Raw genomic sequence first — 15,879 nt, 5'->3', positions numbered from 1 at the left:
AATGAAACAAGAACTCTGAGCCGAGATTTGGGTTTTGTTCCCGTGGTTCCTCCAAACCCCAATCGCTTGGAACCCTGGGAATATGACAAGGAGCTGTACAAAAAGCGCAATGAGATAGAGCGTCTATTCAGACGACTCAAAGGTTACAGGCGCATTTTTACCCGCTACGACAAGCTCGATGTCATGTACCTTGGCTTTCTCACCTTGGCACTAATTGTAGAGGCGCTCAGATAGCGTTAACAGGCCCTAGAGCAGATTGCTTTTAAGACGCCCGCTCCGGCGTTGACGGCGCAAGTGAATTGCGCCTACGCCTATGCGGCGGTAAGCCATGCCGACGCATGGCTTACAGAGCATTTTCAAAAGCAAAATGCTCTAATTGGAGAAGAACTTCAAACCGGGCAAAGCCATGGCAGATCGCATCACCCGTTTGGGATGAATCCAGCCATTGGATGAAAAGCGCCTCCGGTCTGCAGGGCGCCTCTACACTTCCCTCAGGAACGCCACGTCCTCGCGGGACATGGTAGGCAGGAAGCGGGTCAGCGCGTACTCGGCCACTCCGTGCAGGTGAAAAGGGTCCTGGCGCAGAATGGACCAAAGCTCCTGCTCGTTGTGCATGGCTGCGATGATGATCCCGCCGGTGCGCGGCTGCTTGCGGCCGGAGAGCAGGAAGTTCCCGGCGTCGAAGTGCTTCTTCAGGAACTCGATATGGGCAGGCAGGTGCGCGTCGATCTGGGAGAGATCGGCGGTGTAGGTCACGGATACGATGAACATGGCAAGCGCGTCCTTTATTGTGGTCGGCGCGAGGAACGTGCGCCTGTCATCAGGCCGGCTCTCCCGCGCTATGAATGCGACCGGCCCTTGCTAAGGGAACACGCCGGTAGAGTAAAGCCCGGTAGCGCGGCCAGGGCTGCTCAGGCTTTTTCGGCTTCCGGGACGCTCCGGTACTTCTCGCCCAAGCGGCTGTTGCGCCCCAGGTCGTCCAGGCTGGGGGTTACGTGCTTGTCTACGGACACAAGTCGGTTGCGGCCGTCCACGTGCACGGCCCGGCTGACGCGGCCTGGAAGCTGGCTCAACGGGACCTGCTCGTAGGCCATGATGATGGCCAGGTCGCCCGCGCGGAACTTGTGGGCAGCCGCGCCGTTGAGGCAGATGTCCCCGCCGCCCGCCGGACCCTCGATGACATAGGTCTGGATGCGCTCGCCGCTGGTCACGCTGACCACGTCGACCATGGTGTGCGGATAGATGCCGGCGGCGGCCAGCAGCAGCGGGTCCACGGTGATGGAACCGACATAATCGACATCCGCGCCGGTCACTGTGGCGCGGTGGATCTTACCGTACATGAAAAGGCGCGTCGCTTCGGTCATTGCAATCTCCGTATCAGTGCCGCCGAGTCCCGGTCGATTGCGAGCGGTTCGACATGAGCTGTTCGTGCTCCGCTTGCGCGAATATCGGGAGGGCGGCTGGTGCATTCATAGTGCGAAACACCGATTCTAATGACTTGTCGGCGCATGGCAAGGCGGCATGAACTGAAGCGAAAAGGCCGGCCAACATCGCGCTGGCCGGCCCTGTAGTTTCTCGTCGCGTTTGGGCCGGAGCCTCGTGCTCCCGGTTGGCGCTGTCGTCCGTGCAAACGGGCAAGCGTACGAAAACGTTACTCCTGCGAGTCCTCAAGAAGGACCAATTCCGCCTGCTTGAGCTGAAGCTGCACGCGCTTTGACTGGAGCTGCGTCTTGGCATCCTCGTCACTGGCAGCCTTGGCCTGCAGGGCCTGAATTTCCTTTTCCAGCTCTTCTATCTCCTGCTCGAGATCCTCGATTTCGTCCTCACTGCTTGTCGAGCTTGCCGCCTGGCTCGAACCGCCGGCTTGCTTGGATGCGCTGCCGGAGCCGCTTGCCGTCTTTTCGGCATCGTCGCTCTCGGTTTCGTCCTGGGCCGTGTCTTCCTTCTTGTTCTGCTCCGTGGATGAATCTTGGGCCGATTGGGTCTTGGACGTGCTCGATTGCGCTTGGTACATGGCATAGGCCTCGTCCGAGATTTCCACAGAGTCGCCTGTTGCCTGTTCGGTTATCTTGGTCGCGGAAGCAGCGGTACTGTTCACGCCTTCTAGCAATTGCGACGCGCCCGAGCCGGTAATGTACTCAGCATTGATTGATACCATGGCGAATACCTCCAGGTAATTAAGTTCCCGTTTAAAGACGTATCGGCCATTAAGCTGATTATGATTAAATATTTAGTGTGATTATATAGTTAAGATTATTAAGACGACTGTCTGCAAACCGTCAGGGCTGGCGGCGTTTGCGGCTGGCTGCATGTTGTCCTTTGCTGATAGCATGGTTGGAGGCCGCGCCTGACCTAATGCACATTCAGGAGAAGAACATGCCGCAATTCATCGGCTTCGTGGCCCATGACGCCTGCAAGGACGATCTGCTGGCCTGGGTTTCAACCCATAAAGAGCGTTTCCGCGACCACAAGATCGTGGCTACCGGGACTACCGGCGGCCTGCTGGCCAGGGCCTTTCCCGAATTGTCCGTTACGCAACTCCTCTCTGGTCCCCTGGGCGGCGACGCCCAGCTCGCGACCATGATCGCCGAGGACCGCCTCGCCTTACTCGTGTTCCTCATCGATCCCATGAGCCCGCAGCCGCATGACGTGGATGTGCGGACGCTGCTGCGCATGGCCGTGCTGCACAACGTACCGGCGGCGTTCAATATCGCCACGGCCGATTATCTTGTTGAAAGCCGACTGTTCGGGAGCGCGTATAAGCCGGGGAGGAGGGACTTTTCCGAACATTTGGGGAGGTTGAAGGAGTGAGCGAGGCGGCCCCGTCGCGGCCATGCTGCCCCGCTCGTGCGTTGCTATGCGCTGGCGCCGGAGCCGGTCGGTTCGCCCCTGCGGATGTTGTAGACCGATCTGCCTTCGGCCAGGATGCCCCCCGGATTGTTGCGCGAATATAGGACAGTGGATGCGTTACCAACTCTGTTGCCCAGCAGCTTGACCTGCGACTCGGCCACGAGGTCGTCGCCGAACGCGGGCTTAAGGTAGTCCACGCGCATGTCGATGGTCGACAGCCTGTCCGTGATGTCGCACATGCTCCAGACCGCGAACCCGCCGCAGGTATCGATCAGGGTCGAGATGACCCCGCCGTGCAGCGCCCCGCGCCGAGTGTCACCGATCAGCTCGTCCTTGTAGGGAATGTACAGCTTGCAGGTCCCGGCCTCCAGGGACAGCAGCTTGATGCCGATGAACTTGTTGAAGGGAAGCTGGTTTTCGATCAAGTCGCGGAAGGATTCCATTTCCTGTGCGTTCATGTGCGGGCTCCTTGATGGGGATTGCCTGCGGCTGGCTTATGAGGGGGAAAGACCCTTGAAGCGGGCTAGCAAGCTAGATTTGCTTTATGGAAGTAGTCCGAACCTATGTCGGAGATATTAGCGGAAGACGTTGGGCGAAACAATCAGCACAGCCCACAGTGCAGGCGGCTTCGTATCTGCCGTTGCGGGTGTGCTAGACGTGGCGTTTCGCCGGGCGGTTTACATGCATGACGATCGAGTGGACAAGGCCAGGAGAGGCATCAGAAGCAGACAGCCGCGCCATGCCTGCGCCGACGCCGATAGCAACATGAGGGAGTGAGATGTTCGATGCAGGCCAGCTCGCCACAGTTCGACATGCGGCCTTCGGCAGACTCGCGCAGCACCATCTGGATGAGCTTGCGCAAGGTTTCGTAAGCGTAGGGCTTTGAGATATAGGCGTCCATGCCTGAAGCAAAGGCGCGCTTGATGTCGCTTAAAAAGGCAAAGGCCGTGACGCAAATGATTGGGATATCCCGCCATGGCCGTGGGCTTGCGCGGATGGTCTCCGTGGCTTGCCAGCCGTTCATTCCGGGCATGCGCACATCCATGAGCGCAACCGCGAAGTCTCGCCGTTCCAACATGTCCAAGGCCTGAAACGCATTCTCCGCCCCTTGGGATGCATAACCCATAAACTTGAGCTGCTCCCGCAGGACAAAGTTCTGTATGGGGTCATCCTCGACCACCATGCAAGGAATCAGAGCAGGCATGGCCACCTCTGAAAAGGACACAATAAATACGTTTACCGTGTGAGCATTCGCATATTCAAACAAGATTTCTTATACAACCAATTGGTTTCAAGTGCAAGCCATTGCCGTTGCTTTATTCCATACGGCTCAACTCATCTCATGGTGAGGTCCGCACAGTGCTGTTACATGCGCGCCACTCCTAGAAAGGTAGCGTGCAGAACACTCATGGCTACCAGGAAGGCGGCACGGGCAGTGGAGGAGGATACTCCGGGGAAGCTGTAGCGGATGAATCCGTGGGGGCAGCGCGGCAGGCAGTCGCCGCACAAGCTGCAGGACAAGCCGGGCTTGCCGCGCGTGAAGGCTGAGCCATCGAGGGCGCCGTAACGGCAAGCTGCGGCACATTTGCCGCAATGGCCGCAATCTTTGTCGATGCGCAGCCGCCAGGGAGAAAGCTTGCCCAGCAGGTTTGCCGCCAAGCCCATCGGGCAGTATGTCGTGCAGTGGACCATGGAGCCACGACGCCGTGAGAGCAGGAGCATGACGCCCACGCCGGCCAGCCCGAAGGCGGCGGCTGACCAGACGGCGACGCCGACCGGCACCCCTAGTTGGCGCATGAGCCAGGCGGCCAGAAACGCAAATGCGGCAATGGCCGCTCGCACTGCCCAGGCGGTCCTGGTCATGGGCTTGGGCCGTCTGCCCGATCGACGGCTGGCCTGGTCGTCCCAGGCCCCGATGTAGCACAGGTGGCTGCACCAGGCCGGACCTGCCAGGAGCGCCGAAATCCCGAACAGGATAGCCATGAACAAACCGCCTCCGCGATAGATTGGACCCGCGGCGATGAGCGCCGGCACGGGCAGGTGCAGCTTGCCGGTCATGAGCATGCGCTCCAGGCCGGCAAGTCCCAGGACAAGCTGGAGAAAAAACGCGACCGAGAAGAACAGCCAGATTCGCGGCCGCACGCGCGGACTCTTATGGGGATCCAACAACAGGCCGCAGATCCAGGCGGCATAGAGCGACAGAAGAAATATCTCGGCATGGCCCCAACCCGGCAGGTAGCGCTCGGCCAGGAGCAGAGGCAGAGGAGCCATGGCCTGGACAATTCCCAACAGTCCGGCCGTAAGCAGAAAGGCCGCGGCCATGGGCGCGGCGCGTTCCTCCCAGAATGGGTAGGCGTCCTGACCGGCGCGCCTGACCATGAGCACGGACGAGCCGAGCGTGAACAGGCTCACTCCGCCAAGAATAGCGGCCATACGCAGCCAGTCCAATCCGGCGGCCAGGCGGAACTGGAGCAGATTCACCCCCGTGTCGATCCACACGAGCGCGCCGGCGGCCAGAGCCAGGCACAGAACCGGTCGCACAAAGGCCCATGGCGACAAGGCCAAAGCCGCCATGCCCGCCCAGGCCGCCGTGAGCCCCGGCTGGCCCAGGCGCAGAAAGTGCGCCGACAGAAGCAGGCACGCGAGCGTTGCGGCCAGGGTTGGCGCCTGCAGAATGCGTTGAAAGACAGAAATTCTTTTGCTCATGATGTTTGATTGTAAGATCAGTTTAAGACCCTGGCATTGATCTACATCACATTACTGCATGCTGCCCTGGATATTGTTATTTGAGAAAAAGGGCGCAATAGTTTACCGGATAAAAAATTAGTTTAGGGACTTTGCAGTCCAGATCTTCTCAAACTTGCACGATCAGCCGGGGACGAGCTACGCATGAGGCAGGACGAATCTTCAGACGGCCTAGCCCAGGGGCAGGGAAGCGCGGGTCCACTGGAGCGCGAGCCTGGGCACGCGCCAGAGTCTTTCCCTGCGGTAAATCCCACTGCATGCCGCAGTGGAAACAACGGGGAATGCAGCCTGCCCTGCGACCTCCTGGCTAGAGCCTTTGCGGAACACGCCGCAGTCATGCTCCTGGTCGATGCTCAGTCCCTGCGCATCATGGACTGCAACCAGAGCGCTGCGCTCTACTACGGACACTCCCGCTCGACTCTGATTGCCATGGACCTGCGTGCCTTGCTCGTCGATCCATCCGATTGCCCTGCACATTTCCCGGCCGAGGCGTTGGGCTCCAACGGCGGCAATGCAAGCGTCAGACACCGCCGGGCCGATGGTTCGGTGCGCGATGTCGAGGTCTACTCTTCACGCTTCAGCCATGACGGCCGCGACCTGCAGTGCTGCATCGTGCAGGATGTGACGGAAAGCAGGCGGGTTAAACGGCGGCTCCTGGGCAGCGAGCAGCGTTTTAGCACCCTTTTCGAGCACGCCGGCTTCGGCATAGCTCTCATTGATCCGAATGGCCGTATTCTGGACATGAACAAGGCCGGCGTGGCCATTCTGGGTTACAGCCTGAACGAGATTCGGGCTTTACATTACTCGGACTACATCTATCCCGACGATGTTCAACGTACAAAGCAGTTTTTCCATGAACTGCAGGCGGGACGCCGGGACTACTTCGAACTGACCAAGCGCTACCTGCGCAAGGATGGCGCGTTGGTTTGGGGCAGACAGATTGTGACCCTTGTGCGCAAGGAGAACGACGAGCCGGACTACTTCATCTCCATGCTCGAGGACATCACCGAGCACAGGCGAGCTGATGACATGCTCCGCCATCTGGCCTTCCACGACGCGCTCACCGAGCTTGCCAACAGAGCCCTGTTCCTGGACCGTCTCGGAACAGCCATCCGGCGCGGCAAGCGCAACCCTGATTTCATTTTTTCCGTGCTCTTCCTGGATCTGGACCGCTTCAAGCTGGTCAACGACAGCCTGGGGCACCCGGCCGGCGATGCCATGCTGTGCGAGATCGCCGCCAGGCTCACGGAGTGCGTCCGCGACAGCGACACCCTGGCCCGCTTCGGAGGCGATGAATTCGCTATCCTGCTGGACGGTTTGAGCGACCCATTGGAGACGCTCAAGATCATCGAGCGTATCCGCAAGGCCCTGGCTCGCCCCTTCTTTCTGGACGACCACGAGCTGTTTGCCGGCGCAAGCATCGGCGTGGTGCTCGACACCGAGCGCTACGACAGCCCCGAGGAGATCGTGCGCGACGCGGACATCGCCATGTACCGCGCCAAGGAGAACGGGAACGCGGTCTACGAGATATTCGACAGCCGCATGCACGAACAGGCCAGGGAAGTGTTGCGCATGGAAACGGACCTGCGCAAGGCCCTGGAGCGCGGCGAGTTCGAACTCTATTTCCAGCCCATCATATCCCTGCGCGGCAATCGCATTACGGGCATGGAGGCGCTCATACGCTGGCGCCACCCCGAGCGTGGCTTGGTGAGTCCTGGCGAGTTCATTCCCCAAGCCGAGGAGGCCGGCCTCATCTTCGATATCGACCGCTGGGTGCTGGCAAACGCCTGCTCGATCCTCGACCTGTGGAGCGAGCGCTATACCGCGGCGCACGACCTTCTGCTCAATATCAACCTGTCGGCCAAATACTTCCTCAAGCGCGATGCGGTGGACGATTTCAGTGAAATCCTGCGCGTGACCGGTGTACGGCCCTCGCGCCTGCGCCTGGAGATCACCGAGAACCTTATCCTGGACGGCGACGAGCACGTAACGGGCAAGCTGCTCAAGCTGCGCGCCATGGGCGTAAGCCTGGCCCTGGACGACTTCGGCACCGGCTATTCCTCCCTCAGCTACCTCGTGCGCTATCCGTTTGACGCCATCAAGATCGATCGGAGCTTCATCCTCAGCATGCTGGAAAAGTCCGGCGACTTGGCTATCGTGCAGTCCGTGCTGGCGCTCGGGAAGAACCTCGGCCTGGAAGTGGTGGCCGAAGGCGTGGAGACGCTGGAGCAGGCCGCCAAACTCAGGGAGTGGGGCTGCGACTTCGCCCAGGGTTATTTCTACTTCCGGCCCATGCCGGCCAGCGACGTGATGGATCTGCTGGCCAAGCCGGCCGGCCTCGTCCTGACTTACTAGAGTATTTCGCAGATGAACCGAGAGAGGGCGCTGCCCTCTCTCGGACTCTCACCCGCCAGGGAAATGATTTCCCTGGACCTACATTTTTTGTTTCGTTTGCAAACTGCTATAGACCATCCCGATAAGAGCTGGGAAGGGCTTTGCTCCCTGGACCCTGCAATTCAATTGGCAAGCAACTATAATAAATAGATTTTTCAAGAACTTGACGACTAGAGCATTTTGCTTTTGAAAATGCTCTGCAAGCCATGCGTCGGCATGGCTTGTCGCCCTGCAGGCGTAGGCGGAATGTAATTCCGCCGTCAACGCCGAAGGGAGCGTCTGAAATGCAAAATGCTTTAAGACCAGACAGACATGCTTCGCGCGACGCATGGCAACCTGCCAACGCATCGCGCAGGTTCTGGGCGTGCCTTATGCAAACATGCTGGCAACATAGAGCGTGGGCAGGGAGTAAACCGCCCCGGCATGGCATAGCCGGGGCGGCACGTAGCACAATTTAGAGCGGCGGAATCAGAGCGAACAGGTCGCGTTCTCGCGCTTGAGATCATCGAGCAGGGCCATCAGCTCGCGGGTCTGGCGGGTAAGTTCCTGGATGGCGCTCGCGGCCTCCTCCATGCCCCCGGCCGTGGCGTCGGCCAGGCTGTTGACCTCCTCGATGCTCTTGTTGATCTCCTCGCTGGCCGCCGACTGCTGCTGGGTGGCAGCGGCAATGGCCTGCACCTGGCCCGCGGCCCTGTCGATGAGTTGGACGATCTCGGACAGGCTCTTGCCCGAATTCGTGGACATCTCGGCCATGGACAGGATGGCCGAAGCAGCTTCGTCCATGTCCGTCATGTTGCGGCGGGTCTCCTGCTGGATGGCCTGGATAGTGGCGCCGACTTCCTTGGTGGCGGCCATGGTCTTCTCGGCCAGCTTGCGCACCTCGTCGGCCACCACGGCGAAACCGCGCCCGGCCTCGCCCGCGCGGGCGGCCTCGATGGCCGCGTTGAGGGCCAGCAGGTTGGTCTGGTCGGCGATGTCCGTGATGACGTTCATGACCTGGCCTACTGCCTCGGCCCGGCGACCCAGGCCGTGCATGTTGTCTTTGAGAGTCTCGGTGCGGACCTTGAGGGCCTCCATGGCCTTCAGGCTGTGGGCCATTTCCTGCTCGCCCTCGCTGGCCTTGCCGCGCGAGGCATCGGCGTCGGACGCCGCCTGGCTGGCGTTGCGGGCGACCTCAAGCACCGTGGCGTTCATCTCCTCGATGGCCGTGGCGGTTTCGCCGATGCGCATGCGCTGGGTCACGGTGGCCTCATGGGTCGTGCCCGCCAGACGGTCGATGCGCTCCGAGGCCTGGCTGATGGCGTTGATGGCGCCCTCCAGCCGCTCCGTGGCGTGGCACAGCCCTTCGTGCCTGGCCTTCTCGGCCCGAGTACCGGCGTCGCGGGCCTCCTGGGCGGCCTTCTCGGCTTCCTGCGTCAGCAGGCGAGCCTGCTCCTCCTGCAGCCGCAGATCCTGTATATTTTCCTTGAGCCGCCGAACCATGGTCACTAAGGCCGACTGCAGCATGGCGGTCTCGTCATGGCCTCTCGCGTCCAAGGTCACGTCCAGGTTGCCCGTGGCCATCTCGTTGGCCGCGTCCGTGGTCTGGCGCAGGGGCTGCACGATGCTGCGGATGATGAGCAGGCACAAGGGCAGCACGGCCACCAGGAAGATTACGGCAAGAGCGGACAGAAGAACGTAAGTGAAGGCCTTGGTTTCACCCTGGAGGTCATTCGCGATTGTCGCCTTCTGACTATCCACGTTGTCGATGTACACACCCGTACCGATCCACATGTCCGTGCCAGGAATCATTTGGGCGTAGCCAAGCTTGGGCTGGTCGCCTTGGCCCGGCTTGGGGAAAATCCAGGTCAGGAATCCGCCGCCGGCCTTGGCCAGGCGGTCCAGCTCCCGCACGAAGTACACGCCGTTGGCATCCTTGGCCTGGCTCAGGTCCTTGCCCTGCAGTTCCTTCTTGGTGGGCAGGGCCACGTTGATGGTGCCGCGGTAGACGAAGTAGTAGCCGGACTTATCCTCCTCGAAACGGATGGGATCCACGAGCCTGCGGATGATCTCCACCTGCTCCTCGGTGGCGGCACCGCGCACTGCTTCGCCCAGAGCCAGGGCCATGGAGTGCGTAGCCACGTACAGCCGGTTCTTGTGATCCTTGATCATGACTTCCTGCACCTCGGAAACTCCGAGCTCCGCAACACGCAGCGAGTTGCTCAGGAAGGCCAGGATGACTCCGGCCACGAACACGATCATTACAAAGAGCAGAAAATATATACGCTTACCGATGGAAAAGCGCCTGAACATGCCTTACCCCGTTCCGTGCAGCATTGAAGATTGCAATCCGCTATACGCTGAAACTATTTGTAACGATTTTGCCACCAAAACATGCTTCAAGGCAAGCGGTATTGCGGCATATGTTCAAGAAGGCAAAATCGGGGTTGCGATAGTAATTTGAAATTAAATCAGTGCTTCCGGCAGGTATTGTGTTGAAGCAAGCAGTGCATGACCGCGTAGATGCATACAGGAAATTGAAATCGTTTACCCCAAGCTTAACGACATACAGACTTAGCTAACCGCAGGTCGCCTTAAATCCCGAGCGTCTTGCGCAACTGTTCCAGATCAAGCCTGGAACTCACAAGTTGCGCGCCTTGCTGAATCTTGACCTTGTCGCGCAGCTTATGTCGCGACAGGATGTCTTCCATCTTCTTGGCCACGGAAAAGGTGTCCTCGCGCACCACAACCATGGGGATCTCCAAGACCTCCGCGCGGGTAAGAATGATGTCGTTGGGATACAGGTTGCCCGTCAGGATGAGACAAGGCGCGTCGCCCTCCAGGGCCACGAGCTGCACGTCCGAGCGGTCGCCCCCCACGATGATCGCCGCGTTGCGCCGCCGGCGGAAGTGGGTCAGGAAATTCTCCACCTGCATGGTGCCTATGAGGAAGTCCTCCACCACGCGGTCAGCCTTGTGGTGCGCGGTGATGATGCGCCCGCCCATGCGCTCGGCCAGGTCCGCAACCTTGATGGCCCCGAGCAGCGGATCGCGCGGCAGGATACCCAGGACCTTGACGCCTTGGCGTTCCAGGAGCGGTGCGATCATGCCCTCGATTTCCTCCATGGCGCCCTGGGGCACGTCGTTGATTATCACTCCGGCCAGCCGATCGCCCAGGGCTTCGCCGAGTACAAGCAGGTAGTCGTAGTTGAGCTCCTTGTCGAAGCGGTCGATGATCACGGCGTGGATGCCCAGCCGTTTGACCAGGGATACGCCGTCAACATCGCAGTAGCGGCCCGAATACATGCTGCCCGAGCCGCCCACGAGCATTATATCCTTGTCCTCGGAGAGCTTTTCGTAGGCTTCGACGCACAGCTCACGCAACCCTTCGCAGGGCGCGGCGAAGGCCCTGGCCTTGAAGTCCTGGGTCACGAGCACGGGCGTGACTTCGGCCGGATCCTGGGACAAGCCGAGCACGTCCTGCACGAAAAAGGCGTCCTCATCGCCCATGCGGCCGTTCTTCTCGATGGGCAGCGCGCCCACGGGCTTCATGTAGCCCACGGAATAGCCGCGGCTCTTGAACCACAATCCCAGGCCCAGGACGAACAGGTTCTTTCCGGAGTAGGACGAGGTGGAGCCCACGTAGATGCCTGCCATGATCGCTCTCCTTATGATTCATAACCGCCGGCTGGCGGATCAGGACGACAAGGACAGGCGCACATCGGCCACGATGGCGCCCTGCTCGCCCGCCAGCACGGGATTGAACTCGGCTTCGTAGATCTCCGGGAAATCCATGGCCAGGGCCGACATGGTCAAGATGATGCGCTCCAAGGCCTGGAAGTTCACGGCCGGCTCGCCGCGAAAACCCTTGAGCAGCATGTACGAGCGCACCTCGCGGATCATGTCGCGCGCATCGGCCAGGCTGAGCGGCGCCAGGCGGAAGGAGATGTCCTTGAGCACTTCCACGTAGATCCCGCCCAGGCCGAACATGACCAGCGGCCCGAACTGGTCGTCGCGCTTGAAGCCCACAATGACCTCGCGCGAGCCCTTGGGCGCCATGGCCTGCACCAGACAGCCCATGATGTAGGCCTCGGGCCGCATGCGCTGGGCGCGCGAGGTGATGTCCGTAAATGCGTGCAGGACTTCCTTGAGATTCTTAAGGCCCACAGCCACGCCGCCCACGTCGCTTTTGTGCGAGATCTGCGCCGAGGCGATCTTGAGCACCACGGGATAGCCGATCTCGCCCGCGGCCGTGGCCGCCTCCTCGGAGCTGCGCGCCAGGCGCGTCTGTGGCGTGGGCAGATTGTAGGCCCGCAGCAGCTCTTGAGCCTGGAACTCGACGATCTCGCGCACGCCCCAGCGCCGGGCTTCCTCTATGATGCGCCGGGCCTCATTCAGATCGCGCGTGATTTCGACCCTTTCGGGCTCGGGGCTGGCCCGCCATTCGGCGTAGCGGGCCAGGGCCTCGATACTGGCGATGGCCGGCTCCGGGAACTGGTAGACCGGCACGCCGGCATCCATGAGGATGCTTTGACCCGCCGCGACGCCCTGGCTGCCCATGAAACAGCCGAAGACTGGCTTGCCGCTCTCCCGGGCGATCCGCGTCACGGCTTTGGCGATGGCCTCAACATCGGCCGTGGCCGTTGGCGCGAGCACGACCAGCAGGCTGTGCACATGCTCGTCGGCGGCCACGGCGGCGAGCGTCTTGCGGAAGCGCTCGGCATCGGCGTCGCCGATGATATCTATGGGATTGTAGAGCGAGGCATAGGCCGGCAGGAATGCCTTGAGCTTGTCCAGCGTGGACGGCGACAGGCTGGCCATGATCAGCCGCGAGCGCTCGGCCGCGTCCGCGGCCAGGATGCCCGGTCCGCCCGCGTTGGTCACGACGGCCAGATTGGGTCCCTTGGGCAGGGGCTGGGTGGCGAAGGCGCGCGCCAAGTCGAACAGTTCGGACACGCGCTCGGCGCGGATGATGCCCGCCTTGTGGAATGCCGCGCCATAGGCCTGATCCGACCCGGCAATGGCGCCCGTGTGGCTGGAGGCGGCCCGCGCGCCAGCCGCCGTTGTGCCGGACTTGAGCATGATTATGGGCTTGTTGCGCGTGACCTCGGTTGCCCTGGCCAAAAAGGTCTGGCCGTCCTGCACGTTCTCCAAGTAGCCCAGAATGACCCGCGTCTTATCGTCCCTGCCCAGCCACTGGAGCATGTCGGCTTCGTCCAGCACGGCCTTGTTGCCCAGGCTGACGAAGGAGGAAAAGCCGACGCCCGCGCCGGCGGCCCAGTCCAGGATGGCCACGCACAGGGCCCCGGACTGGGAAAAGAAGGCGATGGAGCCAGGCTGCGGCTTGCCCGTGGCAAAGGTGGCGTTGACGCGGGCGGCCGTGTCGATGAGCCCCAGGCAGTTGGGACCCAGCAGGGCCATGCCGTGCTCGCGGGCTATCCCGGCCATCTCCTGCTCCAGGTGATAGCCGGAGCGGCCGACTTCCTTGAAGCCGGCCGTGATGACGATGGCCGCGCGCGCGCCGATGGCCGCCAACTCGCGCAGGCTGTCCAGCACGAACTGGCGCGGAATGCAGATGACCCCCAAGTCCAGGCCCCTGGACAGCTCGGCCACGGACGTGACCGCCGGCAGGCCCTCGATCTCCCCGCCCTTGGGGTTGACCGGGATGAGCCGGCCAGGGAACCCGGCGTCGATCATGTTCTTGAGCACCGTGTGCCCGATCTTGCCGGGAGTGGCCGAAGCGCCGATGACTGCGACGCTTTGCGGCGAGAAAAGGGCTTGCAGGTCCATACTCCGGTTCGCCTTGTCCTCGGTGTATCTGCGGCAATATCTGTAAAAAGGCAGCCTTGCGAACAGAATATATGACTCGACGAATGTGGGAAAGCCTTTTCGTACACCACGCCGGTGAGTCGGGCAGCCCAGGACCGCTCCCGTTCTCCCCTGCATGGCCTTGCCGATTGTGGTTGCGCGCCTGCTGCCCTATGCTCGCCCGGATCGCGCCCGCGCAATCGTGATGGAGCATACGCCGCAGGAGAAAGCATGACGCACGCAGGACTCGCCAGACACATCCGCATCGCCCGTGGTCAGGAGCCCGCCGACCTGCTGGTCAGGGACGTGCATTTGGTCAACGTACTCTCGGGAGAGATCCACCCGGCCCACGTGGCCGTGGCGGACGGCCTGGTGGTCGGCTTCGAGGAGATCGAAGCCCGGGAAGTCCTGGACGCGCGAGGCCGATTCTGCTGCCCGGGATTGCTGGACGGTCATATCCATATCGAGTCCAGCCTGCTGACCCCGCCGCGCTTTGCCGAGGCCGCCGCAGCCCACGGCACGGCGGCCGTGGTCTGCGATCCGCACGAAATCGCCAACGTGCTCGGCGCGCCCGGCGTCGAGTACATGCTCGACGTGAGCGAGAGCCTGCCGCTGGCCTTTTATTTCATGGCCCCATCCTGCGTGCCGGCCACGCATCTGGAGACCTCGGGCGCGCAGCTCGACGCCGGGGATATCCGGAGGCTGTTGGAGAAATACCCCCGGCGCATGCCCGGCCTGGGCGAGATGATGAACTACCCCAGCCTGCTAGCGAGCGACCCCTCTGTGCTGGCCAAGCTCGAAACCGCTCGCGGCCGCGTCATCGACGGCCACGCCCCGCTGCTCTCGGGCCGCGACCTGTCGGCCTACGTTTTGGCCGGGCCGGCCAGCGACCACGAGTGCATCAGTGCGGACGAGGCGCTCGAAAAGCTGCGCAAAGGCATGCATCTCATGTTGCGCGAGGGCACCCAGGAACACAACATGGCCGACCTGCTGCCGGCGGTGAACGAGTACAACAGCCAGCGGGCTTCCTTCGTTTCCGACGACCGCCTGGCCTCGGACCTGCTGAAGCGCGGGCATCTGGACGCGACCCTGCGCCGGGCCATGTCCCTGGGCTTGCCGCCAATGCGCGCGGTGCAGATGGCCACGATCAATACCGCGCGTTACTTCGGCCTGGACAGGTTGGCTGGCCACGGCGCGGTGGCTCCCGGCTTTCGCGCCGACTTCATGCTGCTGGACGATTTGGAGTCCTTCCGCATCCGGGCCTGCTACCTGGGCGGCCGGGACGTGCTCGACTTGGACTTCTCCTCGCGCTTGGCCGCGCCGGGCAATTCCATGCGCGTCAAAGATTTGGATAAAATCTCTCTGCGCATCCCCGCGGGCCGTGGCCGCCTGCGGGTCATCGGCGTACAGCCCGGCCAGATCGTGACGCAACACCTGCTCATGGAGCCGCGCCTGGAGGATGGCCAAGCCCTGGCCGATCCGCAACGCGACCTGGCCAAGCTGGCTGTCTTTGAGCGCCACCGCGCCACCGGCAACGTGGGACTGGGCTTCGTCACCGGGCTGGGACTAAAGCGCGGGGCCATGGCCTGCAGCGTGGCCCATGATTCGCATAACCTCATCGTGGCCGGCGCAAGCGATGCGGACATGCTCACGGCCGCGCGTGAGGTTCAGCGCATGGGCGGCGGCCTGGCAGTGGCCTTTCAGGGCCGAATCCTGGCCAAGCTGGCATTGCCCGTGGCCGGACTCATGAGCGATGCGCCCGCGGCCGAGGTGGCTGCCGGCGAAGCGGAGGTCAACCGTGCCCTGGCCGAACTTGGCATGGGCTTGGCAAATCCATTTGCAGCCCTGAGCTTTCTCGCGCTGCCGGTCATCCCAACCTTGAAACTCACGGACAAGGGTCTGGTGGATGTGGCTCGATTCGAATATAGTTCCCTGTGGGAAGAATAGCACGCCCATCTCCTTTTCGTTGGTCAATGATTTTTCACATCTTCTTTCGGCGTTACGTTTGCCGTCGATGCAATGGTATAGGCGTTGCTAACCACTTTCCGTTCGCGTAGATTTCTGAAAACGCAAAAGATAAATCGCAGTGATCGACTCCGCGATG

The 15,879-nt window shown here is 61.8% G+C and carries 14 protein-coding genes; 4 read left to right on the top strand and 10 right to left on the bottom strand.

The annotated features are described in order from the left end of the window. Nucleotides 1–234: IS5 family transposase (locus tag H585_RS0116690; RefSeq protein WP_027368661.1), on the top strand; the 234-nt coding region annotated here is incomplete at its 5' end. 246 nt (nucleotides 235–480) lie between these two features. Here H585_RS0116690 and H585_RS0116685 read toward each other — a convergent pair. The 3 genes from H585_RS0116685 to H585_RS0116675 form a co-directional block, all read right to left on the bottom strand. Next, a complete protein-coding gene (locus H585_RS0116685) occupies nucleotides 481–771 on the bottom strand; it encodes a YciI family protein (protein ID WP_027368660.1) in 291 nt (96 codons plus the stop codon). A gap of 140 nt (nucleotides 772–911) precedes the next feature. Beyond that, nucleotides 912–1,364 (bottom strand): aspartate 1-decarboxylase, encoded by a 453-nt coding sequence (gene panD / locus H585_RS0116680; protein ID WP_027368659.1) that lies wholly within the window; start codon nucleotides 1,362–1,364, stop codon nucleotides 912–914. Nucleotides 1,365–1,651: 287 nt separating this feature from the next. Further along, on the bottom strand, nucleotides 1,652–2,158 hold the full coding sequence (locus H585_RS0116675; protein ID WP_027368658.1) for a hypothetical protein: 507 nt from the start codon (nucleotides 2,156–2,158) through the stop codon (nucleotides 1,652–1,654). A gap of 218 nt (nucleotides 2,159–2,376) precedes the next feature. On the opposite strand from H585_RS0116675, the gene H585_RS0116670 reads away from it, so the two are divergent. Continuing rightward, a complete protein-coding gene (locus tag H585_RS0116670; RefSeq protein ID WP_005986269.1) occupies nucleotides 2,377–2,811 on the top strand; it encodes a methylglyoxal synthase in 435 nt (144 codons plus the stop codon). Nucleotides 2,812–2,855: 44 nt separating this feature from the next. On the opposite strand, the gene H585_RS0116665 is transcribed toward H585_RS0116670, so the two are convergent. The 3 genes from H585_RS0116665 to H585_RS0116655 form a co-directional block, all read right to left on the bottom strand. Continuing rightward, nucleotides 2,856–3,308 carry a hotdog fold thioesterase gene (locus tag H585_RS0116665; RefSeq protein ID WP_027368657.1) on the bottom strand — a complete coding sequence of 151 codons (453 nt, stop codon included), beginning with the start codon at nucleotides 3,306–3,308 and terminating at the stop codon, nucleotides 2,856–2,858. 260 nt (nucleotides 3,309–3,568) lie between these two features. Beyond that, a complete protein-coding gene (locus tag H585_RS0116660) occupies nucleotides 3,569–4,054 on the bottom strand; it encodes a response regulator (RefSeq protein WP_027368656.1) in 486 nt (161 codons plus the stop codon). A gap of 161 nt (nucleotides 4,055–4,215) precedes the next feature. Then, nucleotides 4,216–5,556 carry a 4Fe-4S binding protein gene (locus H585_RS0116655; protein ID WP_051183187.1) on the bottom strand — a complete coding sequence of 447 codons (1,341 nt, stop codon included), beginning with the start codon at nucleotides 5,554–5,556 and terminating at the stop codon, nucleotides 4,216–4,218. Nucleotides 5,557–5,739: 183 nt separating this feature from the next. On the opposite strand from H585_RS0116655, the gene H585_RS0116650 reads away from it, so the two are divergent. Then, nucleotides 5,740–7,950, top strand: coding sequence for a putative bifunctional diguanylate cyclase/phosphodiesterase (locus H585_RS0116650; RefSeq protein WP_027368654.1), 2,211 nt, complete (start codon nucleotides 5,740–5,742; stop codon nucleotides 7,948–7,950). A 78-nt stretch (nucleotides 7,951–8,028) separates the two neighbouring features. Here the strand turns inward: H585_RS0116650 and H585_RS0116645 are convergent, their stop codons facing one another. The 4 genes from H585_RS0116645 to H585_RS0116630 all read right to left on the bottom strand — a co-directional run bounded on the left by H585_RS0116645 (nucleotide 8,029) and on the right by H585_RS0116630 (nucleotide 13,757). Then, nucleotides 8,029–8,319: a hypothetical protein gene (locus tag H585_RS0116645; RefSeq protein ID WP_027368653.1), complete on the bottom strand. Its 291-nt coding sequence runs from the start codon at nucleotides 8,317–8,319 to the stop codon at nucleotides 8,029–8,031. A gap of 138 nt (nucleotides 8,320–8,457) precedes the next feature. Further along, nucleotides 8,458–10,281: a methyl-accepting chemotaxis protein gene (locus tag H585_RS0116640; RefSeq protein ID WP_027368652.1), complete on the bottom strand. Its 1,824-nt coding sequence runs from the start codon at nucleotides 10,279–10,281 to the stop codon at nucleotides 8,458–8,460. 281 nt (nucleotides 10,282–10,562) lie between these two features. Continuing rightward, nucleotides 10,563–11,624, bottom strand: a complete 1,062-nt coding sequence (locus H585_RS0116635) for a phosphotransacetylase family protein (protein WP_027368651.1) — start codon at nucleotides 11,622–11,624, stop codon at nucleotides 10,563–10,565. Nucleotides 11,625–11,663: 39 nt separating this feature from the next. Next, on the bottom strand, nucleotides 11,664–13,757 hold the full coding sequence (locus tag H585_RS0116630; RefSeq protein WP_027368650.1) for an acetate--CoA ligase family protein: 2,094 nt from the start codon (nucleotides 13,755–13,757) through the stop codon (nucleotides 11,664–11,666). Between the two features lie 249 nt (nucleotides 13,758–14,006). Here H585_RS0116630 and ade point away from each other — a divergent pair, with 249 nt between their 5' ends. Beyond that, nucleotides 14,007–15,722, top strand: a complete 1,716-nt coding sequence (gene ade / locus H585_RS0116625; protein WP_027368649.1) for an adenine deaminase — start codon at nucleotides 14,007–14,009, stop codon at nucleotides 15,720–15,722. Nucleotides 15,723–15,879 lie beyond the last annotated feature (157 nt).

Source organism: Desulfocurvibacter africanus subsp. africanus DSM 2603 (assembly GCF_000422545.1).
Lineage (GTDB): Bacteria > Desulfobacterota > Desulfovibrionia > Desulfovibrionales > Desulfovibrionaceae > Desulfocurvibacter > Desulfocurvibacter africanus.
Note: the sequence above shows the minus strand (reverse complement) of the source record. Positions and strands in the feature narration are given on the sequence as shown.